We start from the raw sequence: 20,648 nt of genomic DNA, 5'->3' as shown, positions 1-20,648 counted from the left end.
CAACTAATACGCATTGGCGCGGCTCGCACCATCGCTATTGGAGGAGCGGTGAGCAGCGAGACTCCGATTTTCGACGAAACGGCGCCCACGTCATGACCGCCACGGCCCTGACAGGCGCAGTGATCGTCACGCCCGATGCGGTGCTGCAGGGCCACGCGCTGCTGATCGAAGGCGAACGCATCGCCGGCATCGTCCCGCTCGACACCGTTCCGCCCGATGCCGAACGCATCCGCCTGGGCGGCGGCTGGCTGCTGCCCGGCTTTATCGACACGCAGGTCAATGGCGGCGGCGACGTTCTGTTCAACGCCATGCCCACCGTCGCGGGCATCCGCGCTATCGCCGCCGCGCATCGCCGCTTCGGCACTACCGGCCTGTTGCCCACGCTGATCAGCGACGATCTGTCGGTGGTCGAAGCGGCGATGGACGCGGTGGACGAAGCGATCCTTGCCGGCGAGCCGGGCATATTGGGCATCCATGTCGAAGGCCCGTTCCTCAACGTGGACAAGAAGGGCATCCACGACGCGTCGAAATTCCGCGCGCTCGATCCGGCCGCGATCGAGCTGTTCTCCCGCCCGCGCCCCGGCATCCGGATGATCACGCTGGCGCCTGAGCTGGCCCCGCCCGGCGCGATTCGCGCGCTGGCCGATGCAGGCGTGATCGTGGCGGCGGGACACAGCATGGCCGATTACGACCAGACCCGCGCCGCACTGGCCGAGGGGCTGCACGGCTTCACCCATTTGTTCAACGCGATGACTCAGCTCGGCAATCGTCAGCCCGGCATGGTCGGCGCGGCGATCGAGGATCGCGCCAGCCGCTTCGGCCTGATCGTGGACGGGCACCACGTCCACCCCACCACACTGCGCATCGCGCTGGCCGCACGCGGGATCGACGGGGCGATGCTGGTCACCGATGCGATGCCCCCGGTGGGGGGCGTCGCGCGGGACTTCGCGCTGATGGATCGGCGCATCCATCTCGCCGACGGCATGGTCACCGGCGCCGACGGCACACTGGCCGGATCGGCGCTGACGATGGCGCAGGCGGTGCGCAACACGATGGACCTGCTCGGCCATTCGCTTGCCGAAGCGTCGCTGATGGCCAGCGGGAACCCGGCTGCGTTTCTGGGGCTAGCGGGGCGTACCGGCGCGATCTCTCCCGGCCTCGCCGCCGATCTGGTGCATCTGGACGAAGACCGCCGCGTCACCGCCACATGGATCGCTGGGCAGCGATCGGACGAAGGCGAAGCCTAGCCCTTCCGATACCCCGCCAGCAGCAGCGCGCCGTCCAGCGGATCGCCCAGCGGATCGACCAGCTTCGCCGTCGTCCGCTCGCGTAGCCAGGGCCGCATCCGCTTCGACAGGCCGCCCGCCAGCGCGCAGGCCGGCGCGCCCTGCGCCAGCACGGTGTGGATGAACCGCTCGATATGCAGCGCCGCGTCCTCGACGATCGACCGGGCGATCGCGTCGTCATTCTCGGCATAGTCCATCACCAGCGGCGCCAGTTCGGCATAATCCTTCGGACTCGCCTCATCCATCCACGCTACCGCCCGCGCTGTCTCATGCCCGAAGCGCGCGGCGACCGCGATCGACAGTGGGGTCCGCTCGCTCCGCCCATCGAGCGCGCGCAGGGCGTGGCGCATCGCGCTCAGCCCCAGCGCAGCACCGCTGCCTTCGTCGGAGATCGGGAAGCCGTATCCGCCGATCGAGAAATTATGCCCGCCGACGCGGACCAGCGCGATGCTGCCGGTGCCGATCACCAAGGTCGCGCCATCCTCGCCGCCATGCGCGCCGATATTGGCGATCACCGCATCGGTTTCGAACGCGACCGATGCAAAGGGGAATTCCAGCGCGGCAAGGCTGTCGCGCACGCCGGGGCGCGAGATGCCGGCGATACCCATGCCCGCATGGATGGTCGACGCCGCCTCGGCATCGAGGCCCGCCTTGTCGATCGCCTGGCTGCACGCGTCCCACAGCGTCGCGTGGAGCAGTTCCATCCCGATCCGGGCATTGGCCGGGCCGGTTTCGCCGGTGCCGATGATCGTCCCGTTCGCGTCGATCAGCCGGCTGCGGCAATGGCTGCCGCCTGCGTCGATGCCGAGAAAATAGACCATGAACGCATCACCCCGGTTGGAAGATGACCCGTCCTAGCCGCCCCGCACGCGATTTGCATCGCGATTGCGCGGGGCGGCGAGATTTCGTTCAGCGCTTCAGCGCCCGCCCTGCGCGCTGCGCCTTTTGCCGCGCCTGCTCGACCGTCGGTCCCCGGCGCGACATCAGCCGATCGACGATCGCCTTGGGTGCGGTCTCGGGGGTTCCCGCGTCGAACGGCGGCGCGGGGGCATATTCGATTACCAGCTGGATCGTCTCGGCTTCCTCGCGGCTGCGCAGCAGCGCCGCCAGCGTCAGCCCGAAATCGATCCCCGCGGTCACCCCGCCGCCGGTGATCCGGTTGCGGTCCTGCACCACCCGGTCATGCACGGGGATCGCGCCCATCAGCGCCAGTTCGTCGCGCACCATCCAGTGGCTCGTCGCCTTATATCCCTGCAACAGCCCCGCCGCGCCGAGCAGCAACGATCCGGTGCAGTCGCTGGTGATGTAGCGCGCCGTCTTGCCGCGATCGGCGAGGAATTTGAGCACCTCGGCATCGTCCATCAGCGCGATCGTGCCATCGAGGCCGCCGGGCACGAACAGCACATCGACCACTTCGGGGCATTCGGCGAAGGTTGTGGTCGGCGCGACCGTGATGCCCAGTTCGGTCATCACCGGCTCGCGCGTCTTCCACACCAGATGAATCTCGCAGCGCATCAGGTTGAACACCGTCATCGGCCCGATCAGGTCCTGCATAACCATCTTGGGATGGACCAGCATTGCGATCTTGGGCCGATCCGGCCCCGCGCCCGCCGCGCCCAGCGTCCCCGGCGGGATCGGCTTGGGTGCAGTCTGCGCGCCCGCGCTCTGCGACATCAGATAGCCGCCCACGCCAGCGGCAACGGCCGACTGGAGGAATTGTCTGCGGCCTGCATTGCCCGGTTCGCCCTGGTCCATCGTCATGCGGTGTCTCCTTCGCCGGGCGGACTAGCAAGCGAAGGGTAAGGCCGAAACGACAGCCAGCCGTCAAATCCCGCCAGCCGCGAACCGCTGGCGATATTCGGCCGGATTGACGCCGAAACGCCGCACGAACACGCGCCGGAGATTCTGTTCGTCGCCAAAGCCCGCCGCCGCCGCGACCTGCTTGGCCGAAAGCGCGGTCGATTCGAGCAACCCGCACGCCGCCTCCGCGCGCATCGCTTCCACCGCCCGCGCGGGGGTCTCACCCATGCGCGCGGTATAGAGCCTGCCGAAGCTGCGCTCGGACATACCCGCCTGCGCCGCCAGCCGGTTAACCCGCAGATCGCCCGTCAGATTCTGCCGCATCCACGCATGGAGCTCGGCAAAGCCGTCATCTCCCCTGCTCTGGAACAGCAACGGCACCGAGAATTGCGACTGTCCCCCCGGCCGCTTCATGAACACCACCAGCCGCCGCGCCGCTTCGATCGCGATGCGATGGCCATAATCCTGCTCGATCAGCGCCAGCGTCAGGTCGATCCCCGCCGTCACCCCGGCTGAGGTCCACATCCGCCCGTCATTCACCCAGATCGAATCGGGCTCGACCGCGATTTCCGGATTTTCCGCCTGAAGCAGCTTCGCCCAATGCCAGTGCGTCGTCGCACGCCGCCCGGCGAGCAGTCCGGTCGCCGCCAGCACGAACGCGCCCGCGCAGATCGAACAGACTCGCCGGAACGCGGCTTCATTGGCGGCGATCCACTCGACCAGATCGGCGGGCACGATCGGCCGCCCGTTGGCGCTGCCCCCGCCGACGATCACCGTGTCGATCGTCGCGGGGTCGATCCCGGTTAGCTGCTGCGTCACGATGGGCATCCCGGTCGAGGTCCGGATCTCGCCGCCGCGCACCGATGCCACGATCGTTTCGTAATGCTCCGACGCGCCCTTGCGCGCCTCGCTGGCCTCCAGCGCCTGAAGCGGTCCGCCGATGTCGAGCAGATTGACCCCATCGAACGCTAGGACCAGCGTGCGCAGCGGTGCCGGAGTTCGTGCCATGCTCATATCTGACCACCTGGACCTTCCGTCCGCCGCGGGCTGCCCCGCCATGTCGCAACCGGCGGCCAAACGCACAATTCGCACAAAAGCAGCCGGTTATTGCATCCGCATGGTTGCAAATAATCACAAAATACGCAACAGCGTCTCGTATTGCGTTACATATTGGGGAAACGAATCGTGATGGCGGATGATCAGGCCCGGGCAATCGAGACCAAGCCGAACCGGATGACGGGCGGCGATGCGCTGGTCGCGGGCCTGCATCGTTGGGGTGTCGACACGCTGTTCGGCGTGCCGGGCGTGCAGCTCGACGAGTTCTTCGACGGGCTTCAGCGCAACGGCGACGGCATCCGCGTGCTGCACAGCCGCCACGAACAGGGCGCGGCCTATATGGCGCTCGGCTATGCGATGGTGACCGGCAAGCCCGGCGTCTGCGCGGTCGTGCCCGGCCCCGGCCTGCTCAATGCCGGCGCGGCGCTGTCCACCGCCTACGCCACCAACGCCCGCGTCCTCGTGCTGACCAGCACGGTCAACAGCGCGATGATCGACCGGCGTCAGGGCGCGCTGCACGAGATCAACGATCAGGACGGCCTGCTGCGCAGCCTCACCAAATGGTCGGCGCGCGCGACGCACGCCAGCCAGATCCCCGGCCTGCTCGACGAAGCGTTCCGCCAGCTGCTGACCGGCCGGCCGCGCCCCGTCGCGCTCGAAGTGCCGCCCGACATTCTCGCCCAGACCGGCTTCTTCGCCTATCCGCAAGCAAAGCCTGCCCTGACCAACCCGGCAGCCGATCCCGCTGCGATCGAACGCGCCGCTGAACTGATCGCAGGCGCGAAGAACCCGATGATCATCGTCGGTGGCGGCGCACAGGAAGCCGGCGCCGAAGTTCGCGAACTCGCGGCACTCATCCAGGCGCCGATCGTCAGCCGCCATATGGGCCGCGGCGTGGTCCGCTCGGACGATGAGTATTCGCTGCCCGCCGCCGCCGCGATCCCGCACTGGCCCGACGTCGACGTCGTTATCGGCATCGGCAGCCGCATGACCCAGCTGCGCGAATGGGGCAGCGATGCCCGGCTGAAGGTGGTCCATATCGACCTCGACCAGTCCGAGATCACCCGCATCGCGCCGCCCGCCGTGGGCATCGTCGCCGACGCCGCTCCGGCCACGCGCCTGCTGGTCGATGCCATCGCCGCGCTCAATCCCTCGCCCGCGCCGCGCACCGCCGAATTCGCCGCGATCCGCGCTGCCTTCCGCGAGGAAGTCGCCGCCGAGATCCAGCCGCAGGTCGGCATCCTCGACGTGATCCGCGCCGCGATGGACGATGACGATGTGTTCGTGGATGAGATGACCCAGGTCGGCTACACTTCGCGCTATGCCCTGCCGATCCTTGCCCCGCGCACCTATGTCAATTCCAGCTATCAGGGCACGCTCGGCTATGGCTTCGCCACTGCGCTGGGAGCGCAGGTCGGTGCGGGCAAGCGGCGCGTGATCTCGGTCAATGGCGATGGCGGCTTCATGTACACCATGCCCGAACTGGCGACCGCGGTGCTGCACAACATCCCGCTGATCGCGATCGTGTTCAACGACGGCAATTTCGGCAATGTCCGCCGCATCCAGGCCAACAAATATGGCGGCCGCCTGATCGCGTCGAACCTCCACAATCCGGACTTCGTGGCGCTGGCTACCGCGTTCGGGGTGAAGGGCATCCTCGCCGAAGGCGCCGAGGGCCTCGCCCGCGCGCTGGAGGAAGCGAAGCAGGCCGACGGCCCGGTGCTGATCGAAGTGCCGATGAACCTCGAAAAGACGCCCTCGCCGTGGAAGCATGTGCATGGCCGCAAGGTCCGCTGACCGCCGCCCGTCGGCGGCGACAATCGACATCCTGCGGACGCTGGTTGCGTTTCCCACGGTCAGCCGGGATTCCAATCTCGATCTGATCCACTGGGTGCGCGATTATCTGGCGGGGCACGGCATTGAGTCCGTGCTCAGTCAGGGGAGCGACCCGGGGAAGGCGAACCTGTTCGCGACGATTCCCGGGAGGAATGGCGGCAAGGGCGAAGGCGGCATCGTCCTCTCCGGCCATAGCGACGTCGTGCCGGTCGAGGGCCAGAACTGGAGCAGCGACCCGTTCGTGCTGGAAGAGCGCGACGGCAAGCTGTTCGGGCGCGGCACCTGCGACATGAAGGGGTTCATCGCCGCCTGTCTGGCCAAGGTGCCGGCACTCGCCGCCGCACCGCTGGCCGAGCCGGTCCATCTCGCAATCTCGTTCGACGAAGAGATCGGCTGCAAGGGCGTCGGCCATATGCTCCACGATCTGGTGGATCGCGGCGTGAAACCCCGCGGCTGCGTCGTCGGCGAGCCGACCTCGATGGACGCCGTGATCGGGCACAAGACCGGCAGCGCCTATGGCTGCGCGGTCACCGGCCTCGAAATGCACAGCTCGCTCGCGCCGATGGGCGTGAACGCGATCTTCTATGCCGCGCGCGTGATCGGCTGGATCGAAGCCAAGGCCGCGCAGCTTCGCGCCGAGGAGCAGCGGCACGACGGCTATTCGGTGCCCTTTTCGACACTGTCGGTCGGCGTGATCGAAGGCGGGTTCGCCAGCAACATCGTGCCCGCGCTGTGCCGCTTCCGCTTCGACATCCGCACGCTTCCCTGGACCGATCCCGACGCGATCATCGCCGAGCTGGAAGCGTGGATCGCGCGCGACTTGCTGCCCGAGATGCGCGCCATCGCGCCCGATGCGGATATCCGGATCGGGATGAACGGCCGCGTCCCCGGCTTCGCGATCGACGCCGATGCGCCGCTGACCCGCTATGTCCAGCGCCTCGCCGGATCGAATGCCCCGCCCAGCTTCGTCGCCTTCGGGTCGGAAGCCGGGCTGTTTCAGGCCAAGGGTGTGCCCTCGGTCCTATGCGGCCCGGGCTCGATCGAGCAGGCGCACAAGCCCGACGAATATGTCAGCCTCGAACAGCTCGCCCGGTGCGAAGACTTCCTCGACCGGCTGGCAACGACGCCGTTCGCTCAGGCCGAAGCGCTCTCGATCATCTCGGGCATATAGGGCGACACCGCGCCCTCGGCATATTCGCTCTGCAACCGCGCCGCGGTGTAGCGGACCTGCGCCAGCAGATTCTCGTCCGGCTCGGGAAACAGCAGCGACGAGGACAGGATGATGCCGATCGTCCCGCTGACCAGACCGTCCGGCTCGAAGATCGGCGCGACGATGCTGCCCAGCCCGGTGCCGCGCGGATTGGCCTCGAAATCGACGCCATAGGCCGCGAGGTTGGCCGCCACGCGTGGGGGTGACGGCTTCTGGTTCTCGAAGAAATAGATCAGCCGCGCCGCCGGCGAGTTCGGCAGGGTGAACAACATGCCCGGATGGATCATGATCCCCGGCTCGAACTGGTTGTTGACCGAAGACACCACCATCGCACCGCCGCGCGTCGGCGTGGCCAGCAGCGCCGTATGGCCAGTCGCGTTGAACAGGTCCTGCAGGAACGGGCGGGCGAGCTGGACGAGATTGCTGCGATACACCGCGGCGCGGCCGAACTTCAGCAGTTTGCGCCCGAAGACATAGCCTTCGCCTTCGCGCGCCTTGTCGACCAGACCCAGCCGGGTCAGCGTCTGCAAATGCCGCGACACGCGCGCCTTGGTCATGTCGAGCTGACGCGCCATATCGGTCACGCGCACCGGATCGGATGCTTCGGTCAATACCTCCAGGATCTGGACGGTAACCTCGACGCTCTTCACCCGCGCCGAACCGAAATCGTCGTCGGCGCTATCCCTGTCCTTGGTCATATGCGCCTCGTAGCATGGGCCGAACGTTGCGAGAAGCGAGACAGCGCCAAAGCCGTTACGATTACTGCCACAGGGTGAAGGCGCAGGAAGAACCCGTCCCGCCTTCGGTGCGGTACAGCTTCTGATACTCGACCACATCCATCGACAGCCCGGCCGCATCCATCGCCGCCGAGGTCGCGATCCAGCTCTTGCACTCCGAGGTGCCGGCCATCAGTTCGTTCTGCGGGATCGCGCGCAGCCAGTCGTGATCGCGGGTCTTCATCGCGTCGAGGAAGCGCGCATCCCATTCGGGATCGACCACGAAATGGGTCAGCCCGCCGGTGGTGAGGATCGCGACGCGCGCATCGCTGTCCCAATCGGCGATCGCCCGCGCCACCGCGCCGCCGAAATCATGGCAGCGCGCAGCCGAGGGGCTGTTGTCGTAATACCAGCAATTCACATCCACCGGAACATGCGGCCGGATCACGTCGCGCATGATGTTCTTGTAGAGAAAGCCATAGGCGTGCGGCATGCCGTAGAGCAGCGACTTGTCGTTCTTCACCGTCGGCTTCTCGTGGCACAAAGTCACGTCGAACCCGCCCTCGCGCACCAGATGGCGGCCGAGATGCAGGCCGAACGGGCGGTCGCCCGGATAGACGGTGTGTGCTTCGGGCAGATGGCCATGATCCGAAATCTCGATCCCCACCGGCAGGCGTGAGATCTGCGCATCGGTGCGCGGCATATTGGCGATCTCGTCGGCCGCGATCACTGCGAAGGTGGGCACCATTTCCGAGAAAATCTCGTGCTGGTCGTTGCCGATGATGACGACCAGATCGGGGTTCGCCGCGCGATAGGCTTCGTGAAGCTGGTCCATCGCCGCGAAGCTGCGGTCGAGCGCCGCCTGCCGCGTCGGCATGTCGAGCAGCTCGCCGATCCCCTCGCCTGCGCGCTCCGCTTCCAGTTCGGCGTAGAGCAGTTTGCGGCCCTTGAACCACAAGGGGATTCCGTCCTTCCGGTCGCGCGCGGCGCGAATATCCCAGTCGTGCGCAAGCGTGTGGAGCTGAGGCGTGTGCGCACATCCGATGCCCAGAACGATCTCAGCCACTTGCTTCCTCCCTCAACCGATTGACGTGTAATTCTGTTACGCTATGCGTGACTTTGTAGCGAATAGCGATATAAAATATGGGAGAAAGCGATGAAACTCGTCACCTTCGACGCGGGCCAGGGCGCTCGGACCGGCGCAGCGATGGCCGACGGGTCGATCCTCGATCTCGCCGCGGGTGCGCCGGCGTCGCTCAAGCCTCTCCTCACCACGATGCTCGCGCTGATCGAAGGCGGCGATGTGGCGCTGAACGCCGCCCGCGATCTCGCCGCGAACAACAAGGGCGACCATCGCCACGCCGCCGATGCGGTCCGCTTCCTCCCGCCGCTGCCGGTGCCCAACTCGATCCGCGACTTCGCCAATTTCGAGCTGCACTGTCTTCAGGCGCTGGAGACCAGCATGCGGATGCGCGCGTCGAGCCAGCCCGATCCCGAGGCCGCCTATGCCGGGTTCAGGGCCAGCGGCGCCTATGATCTGCCCGCCAGCTGGTATCAGCGCCCCTATTATTTCAAGGGCAACCGGATGACCTGCTCGGGTCATGAGTCCACGATCCAGTGGCCGCGCTTCAGCACGACGATGGACTATGAGCTGGAATTCGCCGCGGTGATCGGCAAGCGCGGCGCGGACATCGCCGAGGCGGACGCCGCCGCGCACATCTTCGGCTATATGATCTACAACGACTTCTCCGCTCGCGACGAGCAGGTGCGCGACCAGCAGTTCCGCATGGGCCCGTCCAAGGGCAAGGATTTCGACACCGGCAACGCGATGGGCCCGTGGATCGTCACGCGCGACGAACTGCCCGACGTGTCGAACCTGGCAATGGAATCGCGGATCAACGGCGAAGTTCAGGGCCGCGCAAGTTCGTCGGGCATGCAGTTCAGCTTCGCCCAGTGCATGGCCTTCGTCTCGCGCGACGAGACGCTCTATCCCGGCGATGTGTTCGGATCGGGCACCGCCGGAAACGGTTGCGGGTTCGAGACCGGGCGCTATCTCGAGCCGGGCGATGTGATCGAGCTGGAAGTCGAGGGGATCGGCATCCTGCGCAACACGATCGGCGAGCGCCGCAGCTGATGCTCCGCGACGCGATCCTGGCGAAGACCGAAGCCGATTTCCGCGCCGCCGCCGCCCGGATCGCGGACCTCACGATCCGCACGCCGTTGCTCCCGGCCCCGGCGATGCCCGACCGCGAGATCCGCCTGAAGGCCGAGAATCTCCAGACCAGCGGCGCGTTCAAGATCCGCTGCGCCGCGAACATCATCGGGCAGTTGCCCGACGCGGTGCTTCGGGGCGGCATCGTGACCGCGAGCGCGGGCAATTTCGCCCCTGCCCTCGCCCTCGCGGGCGCCGCGCGCGGCATCCGCCTGACCTGTCACGTTCCAGCCAATGCCGCCGCGGTGAAGCTCGCTGCGCTCGAGCGGCTGGGCGTCGCGGTCGTGCCGCATGAATTTGCCGAATGGTGGCGGATCATGGAGACCCGCGACGCGGGCGATCCGTCCGCACTGTTCCTCCATCCGGTGTGCGAGCCCGAGGGCATCGTCGGCAACGGCACGGTGGCGCTCGAGATCGTCGAGCAATGGCCCGAAGTGGATACGATCGTCGTCCCCTTCGGCGGCGGCGGGTTCGTGTCCGGCGTGGCGGCCGCGATGCGCGCGGCGGGGACCGGGGCGCGCGTGCTGGCCTGCGAACTCGACGCCGCCGCCCCGCTCAGTGCCGCGCTGGCGGCCGGGCATCCCGTGCCCTTCGAGCGCACCGCGACGTTCGCCAATGGCGCGGGCAAGCAATCGGCGCTGGAAGTCATGTGGCCGCTGCTGCGCGATCTGATCGACGGCGTGGTCGTCGTCTCCGAAGCCGAAGCGCTGGCCGCTTTCCGCAGCCTCGCGCTGGACAGCCATCTGATCGTCGAGGCCCAGAGCGCCATCGCCTACGCCGCCGCGCGTTCGCCCGAGCTCGCCGGGCACAAGGTCGCCGCGATCCTCTCGGGCGGCAATATCGACAGGGCGGCGCTGATAGCAGCGCTGGCGGAATAACTTCTTCCGTCACCCCACCGCCGGGCTACCCTCGGCCGGCTCGTCCGGACGGCGCCGCGCATCCGCGCGCTGGGCCTTCCACGCGCGCGGGTTCACGAACCAGATGCACACCGCCGACACCGCCGGCAGGATCATGAACAGGATCAGCGCGTACTGATAGGATCCGGCAACGTCGTACATCCGCCCCATCACCCACGGCCCCGTGGCCGATCCGAGATTGGCCATCGCCGTCAGCAGGCCGGTCAGCAGCCCCAGATGCTGGGTGCCATAGGTGTGGCGCGAAATTACCGGGCCATCGACCATCACGCTCGAATGGCCCATCGCGCGCACCACGATATAGCTCACCAGCACGATCGGGTTGGCCAGCGCGAACGACAGGATCGCGCAGGTGGTCAGCAGGAAATAGAGCCCCGCAAGCCCCCGGTTGGAGCTGCGGTCGAGGATATTGCCCGCCAGCAGGCGACCGAAGATCGCGACGACGCCGATCGCGCTCACCGCCCATGCCCCATCGTCCTTGCTAAGGCCGGCATCGAGCAGCATCAGCACCTGATGCTGGGTCAGTGCCTGATCGACGATGGTGACGAGGAAGAACGCGGTCGACATCAGCCAGAAGCTCGATCCGCGCATCATCTTGCCGAAATATTCGCGCACGCCAACACTCTCGCTCGCGTCGCTGGCGCTCGCCGCCTGCTCGGTGATCGGCACGCGGAGCATCCCGTAGATCAGCGCCGGGATCGCGACGAGCCAAATGCCCGCGGACAGCGCAGCCATGCCGGTGCGCCACCCGAACGCCTCGATCAGCTGTGCCGTGACCACCGGCATGACCACGCCGCCGATCGCGGTGCCGAGCAGCACCATGCCGGTCGCGGTCCCTTGCGACGCGCGGAAGGTGCGGCCGACCAGCACGAAGCATGAAACCATCGCACCCGGCCCGGCAATGCCCAGCAGCACGCCAACGGCGTAATAGCTGGTGAGCCCGCCGACAAAGGCGAAGCCGAACAACGCGACACCGCCGAAGAGGATGGAGACCATCAGCGCACGCCACGCCCCCGCGATGTCGAGGAACCGCCCGAACACCAGGCACGAAATCACGCCCGTAAGATATTTGGCAGTCGCCAGCAGCGTCGCCTGCTCGCGCGTCCAGCCGAAATCCTTGATCACTTCGGGATAGATGAACGGCAGCGCATAGGCCGGCGCCGAAAAACCGAAGAACAGCGCAGTTACGGCGATCAGCAGCACGCGCCAGTTGGCGCGGAACTCATCGCGGAATGTCTGGTCGAACTGAAACATCCCGTCACCCTCTCAAATCGCTTCAATTCTTCGCCACTCTGACGGTCTGAAGCTGCATATATTCTTCGAGGCCATAGAGGCCGAATTCGGTGCCGACGCCCGATTGCTTCGCGCCGCCAAAGGGCGCGTCGGGCGAGATCGAGGCATGATCGTTGACCCATGCGGTGCCGCTCTCCAGCCGCATCGCCAGTGCCGTCGCCGCCGCCACGTCGGACGACCAGACCGAGCCGCCCAGGCCATTTTCGTTGGCATTGGCGCGGGCCAGCGCATCTTCGGGATCGGAATAGCGGATGATCGGCAGGATCGGCCCGAACTGTTCCTCGTCGACAACGCGCACGCCGTCGGTGACATCGACGACGACCGACAGCGGGAAGAAATAGCCCTTGCCCTCGATCGGCTCACCGCCGGTCAGGAATTTGCCGCCCTTGGCGCGGGCATCGTCGGCCAGGCCGCGGACCAGATCGAACTGCATCCGGTTCTGCACCGGGCCGAACTGGGTCGCCGGATCGCTGCCCGCGCCGACCACCGCCGCGCGCGCCATCTCGGCCAGCTTCTCGGCCAGCGCGTCATGGATGCTGTCATGGACATAGAGCCGCTTGAGCGCCGCGCAGATCTGCCCGCTATTGCCGAACGCTTTGGCGAAGATCTTCGGCGCGATCTTCTCGACGTCGGCGTCGGGCAGCACGATCGCCGCGTCGTTGCCGCCGAGTTCCAGCGTCAGCCGCTTCAGGTTCGCAGCACCGCTCGCCATGATCGAACGCCCGGTCGGCGTCGATCCGGTGAAGACGATCTTGTCGATGCCCGGATGCTCGGCCATGCCACGGCCGATATCGCCCTCGCCGGTCACCGAATTGAGCACGCCCGGCGGCAGATGCGCATTGGCGATCTCCACCATCCGCAACGCGGTCAGCGGCGTATAGGACGAAGGCTTCATCACCACCGTATTGCCGGTCAGCAGCGCGGGGATGATGTGCCAGATCGCGATCATCACCGGGAAATTCCACGGGCTGATCGACCCGACCACGCCCAGCGGCTTGCGATGCACTTCCACCCGGACGCTGTCGTCGTCCTTGATGACGTCCACTTCGGGACGAAGCCCCGCGGTCGCCCGCGCCCAGCCGACCGATCCCATGATCTCGCCGGCAGCACCGCCATGCACCGGCTTGCCCTGTTCCGAGCTCAGGATGCGCGCCAGCGCTTCCTTCTCCGCCTCGATCGCGTCGGCAATCGCCAGGATCGCCTGCGCCCGTTCGTCGATCGGCGTCGCCGCCCATCCCGGAAACGCCCGCCGCGCCGCCGCGACCGCAAGGTCGAGATCGGCGACGCTGGCCAGCGGCGCTTCGGTGAACGCCTCGCCCGTGGCCGGATCGATCACGGGGAAGCGCGCCGCGGTTTCCAGCGGCTTGCCGTCGACAATGAGGCGCACCTGCGTCACAGGCGGAACAGCTTTTCCGCGGTACCGCTGCGGATCAGCTTCGCCGCGCTGGAATCGAGCGCGTCCACGCGGGCCAGGCAGCCCTCCATGTCGCCGATATTATGGGGATAATCCGACCCGTACATGACCCGTTCCGGCCCGCCTGCAACTTCGATGCACAGGTCGAGCGCCGATTTCTCGTACACCACCGTGTCATAATAGATGCGCTTGAGATAGGTCGAGGGCTTGTCCTTGATCTTTTCCGAACAGGCCGGGATCATCTCGTGGCACCGGTCGAGCCGGCCCGCGAGATAGGGCAAGGTCGCCCCGCCATGCCCCGCGATGATCGCGAGGTTGGGATAGCGATCGATGAACCCGTCGAGGATCATCCGCGACACGGCCAGCGTGGTATCGATCATGAAGCCGATCGGCGGCACCAGCCCATATTCGTCGAGCTGGAGTTCGACCGAACCCTGCGGCGCGGTCGGGTGCACCAGCACGGGCAGGGCCAGCCGGTCGATCGCTTCCCACACCGGCGCGAACTGCGGTGCGGTCAGGCTCTCGCCGTCGATATTGGCCGAAACGAACACGCCCACCGCGCCCGCCTTCACTGCCCGATCCAGTTCCGCCACCGCGCGGTCTGCATATTGCCAGGGCAGCGATGCGAAGAAGCGGATGCGGTCGGGATAGCGGCTCTGCTGATACGCCATCAGGTCGTTCATCGACGCAGCGGCCGCGCTGCTGATCGCCTCGCCGCCCCAATAGACGCTGGGGCAGGTCAGCGACACGATCGACACGTCGACCCCGGCCTTGTCCATGTTCGCGATGCGCAGGTCGTAATCGAACATGCCCGGCGTCAGCGTCATGAACGGGTTACCGCGCAGGAACACGGTCTCCTGTCCCGCCTTGGTCGGCTTCACTTCATATTTCGGCCCGCCATGCTTGCGAAGCTCGGCCACCCAGGCCTCGCTCAGCATGTGCGTGTGTACGTCGATCACCGGGACGGTCGACATGCTCACTTCTCCAGGTTGATGCGGTTGGAGAGGCGGCCGAGCCCGTCGATCTCGACGTCGCACAGCTTGCCGTCATACCCCGACAGATAGGTGCCGATATTGCCGCGCGGGTGCTTCTCCGTGCCCTTCGACGCGGTGCCGGTGTGGATGCAGTCGCCCGGCTCCATCGTGAACCACTTCGACGCGGTCGAGATCACCTTTTCGACCGGGAAATAATAGTTGGCGGTCGAATCGTCGGTGAAGCACTCACCGTCGATATAGCCGCGCACCAGCAGCTTGTTGGGATCCGGCACTTCGTCCTTGGTGGTCAGCCACGGCCCCATCGCCGCGAACGTGTCCGCCGCCTTCGACTTGGAGTGGTAGATGAACAGCAGCCAGTTATTGTCGTCCTTGAACTCGGGACGCCATGCGGTGTGGTGCGGCTTCACGATGTCGGCGGTCTGCTTCAGCGCGATCGAATCCTCGCCGAACTTCACGCCGCTGGCGGTCACGTCGTTGGTCAGCGTGTAGCCGAACACATAGTCGAGCGCCTTTTCCGGCGGCACGTTCTTGGCGGTCTTGCCGAACACGACGACGGGTTCGGGCTCGGGAATCGACGGACCGTGATCCTTCAGGATGTCGATCGTCTTGTTGTGGCCGGTGAGTGCCGAGCGCCCCTTGATGAAGAACATCGGCGCCGTCATCGGCTTCATCGCCTTGTCGTTCAGATTATTGTTGTTGACCGCGCAGCCGAGGATTTTCGACGGGCGCGGGTTCGGCGCCATCCAGTCGGTGCTGGCCGACAGGTCGATCACCGGAAGGCCACCGGCGAGTGCCGCCTGAATCGCTTCGTGCGCGGTGTCGAGACCGGCATTGCCGGCTTCGATCAGGTCTTCCATCCAGCGATAGGCGCTCAGTGCCACAGCCCGGTCCTCGGCAACGCGGGCGATCACCGTCGGCTTGCCATCAATGCGGATCGTACCCAGTTTCATGCCGTCGACTCCCTCAGTATCTTATTGATTTTCAGATGGTTTCGGTCGCGTCTTCGGGGATCATCCCCATCGCGACCTGATATTCGCGCTTCACCGCATCGGGCTGGCCGGTCTGGTGCTGATAGTCCGGACGGTTGAGCCGATACTGAATCGTGTCGCCCAGCCGCCGGCTCTCCTCGAGCGTCATCGAAGAGGTGAAGAGTTCGCGATGCTTGATCGGCATCTCGATGCATTTGTTGCGTTCGGGATCGCGGATCAGGCCCATCGGATCGCCCGTGCCTTCCTCGACGATCTTCATCGCTTTCTCGAAGGCGCGGCGCATCATCACGATGCCCATGTCGCTCTTGCCCAGATGCTCCTGCGTCCGGTCGGCAATGGCGCCCTGCCCGACCCAGGCGACGATGTCCTGATTCATCACATGGCTGGTGATCCAGTTGCCGAACGCATCCTTCACCGGCCCCTTCCACCACGGGATGCGCTTCTGCACGAAGGGCTCGCGGTCGCTCGGCACGCGGTGGAACATCCAGGTGATCGACAGCGTGTTCTCGTCGTCCACGGGCACGCGCCATTCGATATGGTCGCCCAGGAAGAAGGCATTGGGCCACAGCGCGGTCGCGCCGACGGTCCAGTGCGGATTGTCCTTGTCGGTATCCTCGCGGACGCGCTTGTAGATATGACCGAATTCGAACTCCTCGAACGCCAGCTCGAGATGGGTCGGGCCATAGCTGCCGTCGCCCTGCAGCACCGAGGACCAGTTGCGATGCATCCATTCGAAATGGACCGGATCGCAGCTATTTTCCTGACACTGGAACCAGTTGCACGGCACGTCGGCGAAGACGATCTGCTGGAAGCCATTCTCCCAGGTGAAGGGCTCCCAATTGGGCAGCAAAGGCGCGGGCTGCGGCCCCATATAGGCCCACAGCATCCCGGCCTTGGCTTCGACCGGATAGGCTTTGGTGCGGATCTTGTCCCTGAAGCGCGCCTTGGGATTGGCGACGTCCTCGAACGGCTGCTCGAGGCACTGGCCCGAACCCGCGAAGCACCAGCCATGATAGCTGCAGCGCAGGCCGTTCTCCTCGACGATGCCGTTGAGCATGTCGGCGCGGCGATGCGGGCATTGCCGGTCGATCAGGCCATAGCTGCCATCCTTGGCGCGGAAGGCGACGAGATTCTCGCCGAGCAGCCGGACCGGCTTGATCTCCAGATCGTCGACTTCGGCAACCGCGGCGAAGGGGTGCCAGTAGCGCCGCAGCAGTTCGCCCATCGGGGTGCCCGGTCCCACTTGGGTCAGTCGTTGATTCTGTTCGGCTCTCACGCCCGCCTCTCCGCGTTTTCGTGAGACGAACTAGGTATACTGGAACGCTATACGCAACAGATTGCATCGTTAGTTGCGCATATCGCAACAAATGCTATCCTCCCGCCATGAGCCGCGACCTGAGAAGACGAGCCCCCGACGCTTCCGCCTCGATCGCGACGGTCGCCACTGCGGCACTGATTCTCGACTTCCTCGCCGAGAGCGAGCGACCGATGGGTGTGCAGGAGATCGCGGAGACGCTGGGCATGACCAAGTCGCGCGTCTCGCGGCACATGAGCAATCTCGAAATGCTCGGCCTGGTCGCGCGCGGCTCGGGCCGGCGCGGCTTCCAGCTCGGCTGGCGGATCGGCCGCTGGGGCCAGATCGCGGCGGGGCGGATGCAATTGCCCGATCTGCTGCGCCACCCGCTCGATCAGCTCAACGAGGAAAGCGGCTGCACCGTGTTGCTGTGCGGCGTCGCGGGCGGCGATGCGGTGGTGCTGCAATGCCTGCCCGCGCGCGCGGCAATGCGGATCGACGTCCAGCCCGGGCTGATGCTCAACCTGCCCGAATCCCCCACGGCCAAGGTGTGCTTCGCCTTCCAGCCGCGTGAACGGCGCAGCGAATTGCTCGATCATGCCTCGACCCGCGGCGACGATTTCCGGATCGACGATCGCGACTCCTTCCTGCGTGACATCGCGGCGGTGCAGGCGCGGCACTACAGCTGGGGCCTCAACAAGTTCGGCATCGGCCATGCCGCGCTGGCCGCGCCGGTATTCGATCGCGATTCGATCGTTGCGGCGGTCACGCTGATGCTGCCGACCGAGTCGATCGTCCCCGGCCCGCCAGCGCCCTATCTGCTCGGCCCCCTGCTGGCCTGCGCGCAGAATTGCTCGCGGCTGCTCGGATCGCGACACATCTATCCGACGGTCTGATTCCGCCCCGCCGCCAGCGCGATCGCCTGCGCCACTACCTCGCGGTCGCCGATATGGTTGATGAGGATGAGGTTGAGGCGCGCCGAGACCTTCAGGCTCTCCTCGACGCTGCGCCCATCATGCATCGCGATCAGCCGCTCATAGATGTCGTCCACGCCGGCGATGTTGGGATCGGTCACGAGCTGCGTCATCTCAATTCCCCTTCGCCCGCGCCAGCGCATCGCGCACTGCCGCTGCGTCGCAATTCCGCCAGCGCGCGCAGACATAGTGATCGGGCCGGATCAGATAGGCCGTTCCCGGCGCCATCGCATAGCGTTCGCGCAGCACCGTATCCGCGGCTCCGGGCGCGATCACGGTCAGTCCTTCAACTTCACCCGTCCAGCCGTCGGCCAGCAAGGTGAAGCCCGAGCCGAGCCGTTCGAGCAGCCAGCTCTCGCCCAGCCGCGCATCAAGCGCAGGCAGGCCAGGAGCAATACCGGCGCTGTTCCATGCATCGCGATCCGGCGTGTTGAGCGCGCTGTCCGGCAACGCCACCGCCGTCGAAAGCCGCCCCGAATTGACGAACGGTCGCGCGAACGGAACTTCGCTGGCCAGTTCCAGCACGGCATCGCGATAGATCCGGCTCGCGGCCGACTTCGGCGTCATGAAATCGGTCGAGCGGCTGGAATTGAGGATATTCTCGTCGGCGATCGTGATCGCTTCGGCATCATAGCTTTCAAGCAGCCCCTCGCCCGCATCACCGCGCAGGATCAGGTCGAGCTTCCAGCCGAGATTGTCGACATCGGCCAGCCCGCCATTGCATCCCCGCGCGCCGAAGGGCGAGACGAGGTGCGCACTGTCGCCCGCGAACACCACCCGGCCATGAACGAACCGTGCCATGCGGCGGCACTGGAAGGTATAAACGCTATACCATTCCTGCTCATATTCGACATTATCGCCCAGCATCGCGCGGACCAGCGGGTCGACATTCTCCGGCTTCACCGCCGCCGCGCGGTCGATATCCCAGCCGAGCTGGAAATCGAGCCGCCAGACATTGTCGGGCTGCTTGTGCATCAGCGCCGACTGGCCGGGGTTGAACGGCGGATCGAACCAGAACCAGCGCTCCGACGGCCGCTCGCCGCGCATCTTCACATCGGCGATCAGGAAATTATCCTCGAACACCCGCCCGTCGAAATCGAGACCCAGCGCGTCGCGCACCGCCGATTTGCTGCCGTCGCAGGCGATCACCCAGTCGGCATCGATCGCATAACCACCCGCCTCGGTATCGACCGCCACCCGCGCGCCATCGTCACGCGCCTCAATCCCCGCCATGCGATGGCCCCAGCGCAACTCGACATTGGGCAGCGCCGCCAGCGCATCGATCAACCGGTCCTCGACATGATATTGCTGGATATTGATGAAACCCGGCCGCTTCTGGTTTTTCACCGGCAACATATCGAACTGGAACACCGGTTCCTCGCCGCTGCCCCAGAACACCTTGCCGACGTTCCAGATCACGCCCTTGCCGACGATGGCATCGCCCACGCCGAGCCGGTCGAAAATGTCGAGCGAACGCTTGGCGAAGCAGATCGCCTTCGATCCCGCCGCGACGAAATCGAGCTGCGACAGCACTACCACCGGATGCCCCCGCCGCCCCAAGTCGAGCGCCATCGCCAGCCCGATCGGGCCGGCACCGACGATCACGACCGGCGCGGTTTCGCTCGCGCTGCCGGGGTGCGGCGTGGCGCCGATCTCGCGCCACACCGGGATGTTCGCCACGTTCGCCATGTGCCTCAGCCCTGAAGCTGCGCCCAGACCTCGCGGTCGCGCTCCATCGTCCAGATGCGCGGCCGCTCGATCCCGTCGAACTCGTCCCACAGGCGCTGCACGTTGAAGGGCAGGCAATGTTCGAAGATCGGCCAATGCCCGAACTTGGGACCCAGCGCGGTATGCGTGGCTTCGAACGCGTCCTTCAGCGTGCCCCCATTCCTGTGCGCCGCGCCGACATTCTCGATCATCCCGTTGAGGAACTCGCGGGTCTGCTCGACCGCAGCATTCACTGCCTCGGTCCCATGCGCCACCGCGCCGCGACCGCCGATCAGATGCTGCGCGCCGAACGCCTTCACGCGGTCGAGCGTGTGCGAGGCCCAGTCGAAATGGAATGCATCGCCGGTGTAGAGCGCCGCCTGCGCCTCGACGAGATCGCCCGCGAACAGCGTGCCGGTCTTCTCGTGCCACACCGCGATATCGCCCTCGGTATGGCCGCGTCCGCAGAATTGCAGTTCCAGCTTGCCGCGATTCCCCCCCAGCTCGATCTCGTAATGATCGGCGAAAGTGATGCTCGGGCGCGTCAGCCCCGGAATTTCCTCGGGCTGCTTGAACAGGCGCGGCATCCGGCCGAATTCGCTCGCCCAGTCCTGCTCGCCGCGCTCCTCGACCAGGGCCGCGGTCGCATCGCTCATGATGATGTCCTGCGCGTCGAACGCGCTGGCGCCCAGCACGCGCACGGCATGATAGTGCGTCAGGATCAGATAGCGGACCGGCTTGCCGGTATGCTCGCGCAGCTTCACCAGCCAGTCGCGCGCCGCGGCCGGGGTCGCCCGCGCTTCGATCGCGACGAGGAAATCCTCGCCTTCGATCGCGCCGACATTGGGATCGCCCTCGGCGGTCAGCGCATACACGCCGTCCGCGACGATCTCGAGCGTCTCGGTCTTTTCGGCAAGGTCCGTCGATGATGCGAACGGCTTGGACATGATAT

The 20,648-nt window shown here is 66.2% G+C and carries 19 protein-coding genes; 6 read left to right on the top strand and 13 right to left on the bottom strand.

All coding sequences use genetic code 11. The annotated features are described in order from the left end of the window. The first annotated feature begins 92 nt into the window (after positions 1 to 92). Positions 93 to 1,247 carry an N-acetylglucosamine-6-phosphate deacetylase gene (gene nagA / locus HHL13_RS21990; RefSeq protein WP_169558111.1) on the top strand — a complete coding sequence of 385 codons (1,155 nt, stop codon included), beginning with the start codon at positions 93 to 95 and terminating at the stop codon, positions 1,245 to 1,247. Here nagA and HHL13_RS21985 read toward each other — a convergent pair. The 3 genes from HHL13_RS21985 to HHL13_RS21975 all read right to left on the bottom strand — a co-directional run bounded on the left by HHL13_RS21985 (position 1,244) and on the right by HHL13_RS21975 (position 4,100). Next, positions 1,244 to 2,107, bottom strand: a complete 864-nt coding sequence (locus HHL13_RS21985; RefSeq protein WP_169558110.1) for a BadF/BadG/BcrA/BcrD ATPase family protein — start codon at positions 2,105 to 2,107, stop codon at positions 1,244 to 1,246. The two genes, nagA and HHL13_RS21985, sit on opposite strands and share 4 nt — an antisense overlap. Positions 2,108 to 2,195: 88 nt before the next feature. After that, positions 2,196 to 3,047 carry a DJ-1/PfpI family protein gene (locus tag HHL13_RS21980; protein ID WP_206377194.1) on the bottom strand — a complete coding sequence of 284 codons (852 nt, stop codon included), beginning with the start codon at positions 3,045 to 3,047 and terminating at the stop codon, positions 2,196 to 2,198. Between the two features lie 63 nt (positions 3,048 to 3,110). Next, a complete protein-coding gene (locus HHL13_RS21975) occupies positions 3,111 to 4,100 on the bottom strand; it encodes a DJ-1/PfpI family protein (protein WP_169558109.1) in 990 nt (329 codons plus the stop codon). 174 nt (positions 4,101 to 4,274) lie between these two features. Between HHL13_RS21975 and HHL13_RS21970 the strand changes: the two genes are divergently transcribed. Together HHL13_RS21970 and argE are read left to right on the top strand one after the other, a co-directional pair. Further along, entirely contained in the window at positions 4,275 to 5,939 is a 1,665-nt protein-coding gene (locus HHL13_RS21970; protein WP_169558108.1) for a thiamine pyrophosphate-dependent enzyme, read from the top strand. Beyond that, positions 5,920 to 7,149 (top strand): acetylornithine deacetylase, encoded by a 1,230-nt coding sequence (gene argE, locus HHL13_RS21965; protein ID WP_206377193.1) that lies wholly within the window; start codon positions 5,920 to 5,922, stop codon positions 7,147 to 7,149. Before HHL13_RS21970 ends, argE begins: the two co-directional genes overlap by 20 nt. Here argE and HHL13_RS21960 read toward each other — a convergent pair. Both HHL13_RS21960 and HHL13_RS21955 read right to left on the bottom strand, forming a co-directional pair. Further along, positions 7,113 to 7,886, bottom strand: coding sequence for a helix-turn-helix domain-containing protein (locus tag HHL13_RS21960; RefSeq protein WP_169558106.1), 774 nt, complete (start codon positions 7,884 to 7,886; stop codon positions 7,113 to 7,115). The two genes, argE and HHL13_RS21960, sit on opposite strands and share 37 nt — an antisense overlap. Positions 7,887 to 7,947: 61 nt before the next feature. Then, positions 7,948 to 8,970: a hypothetical protein gene (locus tag HHL13_RS21955; RefSeq protein WP_169558105.1), complete on the bottom strand. Its 1,023-nt coding sequence runs from the start codon at positions 8,968 to 8,970 to the stop codon at positions 7,948 to 7,950. A gap of 90 nt (positions 8,971 to 9,060) precedes the next feature. Between HHL13_RS21955 and HHL13_RS21950 the strand changes: the two genes are divergently transcribed. Both HHL13_RS21950 and HHL13_RS21945 read left to right on the top strand, forming a co-directional pair. Then, positions 9,061 to 10,038, top strand: a complete 978-nt coding sequence (locus HHL13_RS21950; RefSeq protein WP_169558104.1) for a fumarylacetoacetate hydrolase family protein — start codon at positions 9,061 to 9,063, stop codon at positions 10,036 to 10,038. Beyond that, entirely contained in the window at positions 10,038 to 10,994 is a 957-nt protein-coding gene (locus tag HHL13_RS21945; protein WP_169558103.1) for a pyridoxal-phosphate dependent enzyme, read from the top strand. The genes HHL13_RS21950 and HHL13_RS21945 overlap by 1 nt, the downstream gene beginning before the upstream one ends. Before the next feature lie 9 nt (positions 10,995 to 11,003). On the opposite strand, the gene HHL13_RS21940 is transcribed toward HHL13_RS21945, so the two are convergent. Genes HHL13_RS21940 through HHL13_RS21920 form a run of 5 tightly spaced genes read right to left on the bottom strand, consistent with a single transcriptional unit; the run spans position 11,004 to position 16,997 of the window. Continuing rightward, on the bottom strand, positions 11,004 to 12,284 hold the full coding sequence (locus tag HHL13_RS21940) for an MFS transporter (RefSeq protein WP_169558102.1): 1,281 nt from the start codon (positions 12,282 to 12,284) through the stop codon (positions 11,004 to 11,006). 22 nt (positions 12,285 to 12,306) lie between these two features. Continuing rightward, positions 12,307 to 13,710, bottom strand: a complete 1,404-nt coding sequence (locus tag HHL13_RS21935; RefSeq protein ID WP_346775627.1) for an aldehyde dehydrogenase family protein — start codon at positions 13,708 to 13,710, stop codon at positions 12,307 to 12,309. A 5-nt stretch (positions 13,711 to 13,715) separates the two neighbouring features. After that, positions 13,716 to 14,711, bottom strand: coding sequence for an amidohydrolase family protein (locus tag HHL13_RS21930; protein ID WP_169558100.1), 996 nt, complete (start codon positions 14,709 to 14,711; stop codon positions 13,716 to 13,718). Between the two features lie 2 nt (positions 14,712 to 14,713). Continuing rightward, complete coding sequence (locus HHL13_RS21925) at positions 14,714 to 15,682, bottom strand: fumarylacetoacetate hydrolase family protein (RefSeq protein WP_169558099.1); 969 nt, start codon at positions 15,680 to 15,682, stop codon at positions 14,714 to 14,716. Between the two features lie 31 nt (positions 15,683 to 15,713). After that, positions 15,714 to 16,997, bottom strand: a complete 1,284-nt coding sequence (locus HHL13_RS21920; protein WP_346775626.1) for an aromatic ring-hydroxylating dioxygenase subunit alpha — start codon at positions 16,995 to 16,997, stop codon at positions 15,714 to 15,716. Positions 16,998 to 17,104: 107 nt separating this feature from the next. Here HHL13_RS21920 and HHL13_RS21915 point away from each other — a divergent pair, with 107 nt between their 5' ends. After that, entirely contained in the window at positions 17,105 to 17,911 is an 807-nt protein-coding gene (locus HHL13_RS21915; protein ID WP_169558098.1) for an IclR family transcriptional regulator, read from the top strand. Here HHL13_RS21915 and HHL13_RS21910 read toward each other — a convergent pair. The 3 genes from HHL13_RS21910 to HHL13_RS21900 are packed head-to-tail and all read right to left on the bottom strand — an operon-like array spanning position 17,896 to position 20,643. Beyond that, a complete protein-coding gene (locus HHL13_RS21910; RefSeq protein ID WP_169558097.1) occupies positions 17,896 to 18,102 on the bottom strand; it encodes a DUF2783 domain-containing protein in 207 nt (68 codons plus the stop codon). The genes HHL13_RS21915 and HHL13_RS21910 overlap by 16 nt on opposite strands. 1 nt (position 18,103) lies before the next feature. Further along, positions 18,104 to 19,678 (bottom strand): FAD-dependent oxidoreductase, encoded by a 1,575-nt coding sequence (locus HHL13_RS21905; RefSeq protein ID WP_169558096.1) that lies wholly within the window; start codon positions 19,676 to 19,678, stop codon positions 18,104 to 18,106. Between the two features lie 5 nt (positions 19,679 to 19,683). After that, the gene (locus tag HHL13_RS21900; protein ID WP_169558095.1) at positions 19,684 to 20,643 is read right to left on the bottom strand and encodes an MBL fold metallo-hydrolase; all 960 of its coding nucleotides are present in this window, start codon (positions 20,641 to 20,643) and stop codon (positions 19,684 to 19,686) included. Positions 20,644 to 20,648: the final 5 nt, after the last annotated feature.

This window comes from Sphingomonas sp. G-3-2-10, assembly GCF_012927115.1.
Lineage (GTDB): Bacteria > Pseudomonadota > Alphaproteobacteria > Sphingomonadales > Sphingomonadaceae > Sphingomonas.
Note: the sequence above shows the minus strand (reverse complement) of the source record. Positions and strands in the feature narration are given on the sequence as shown.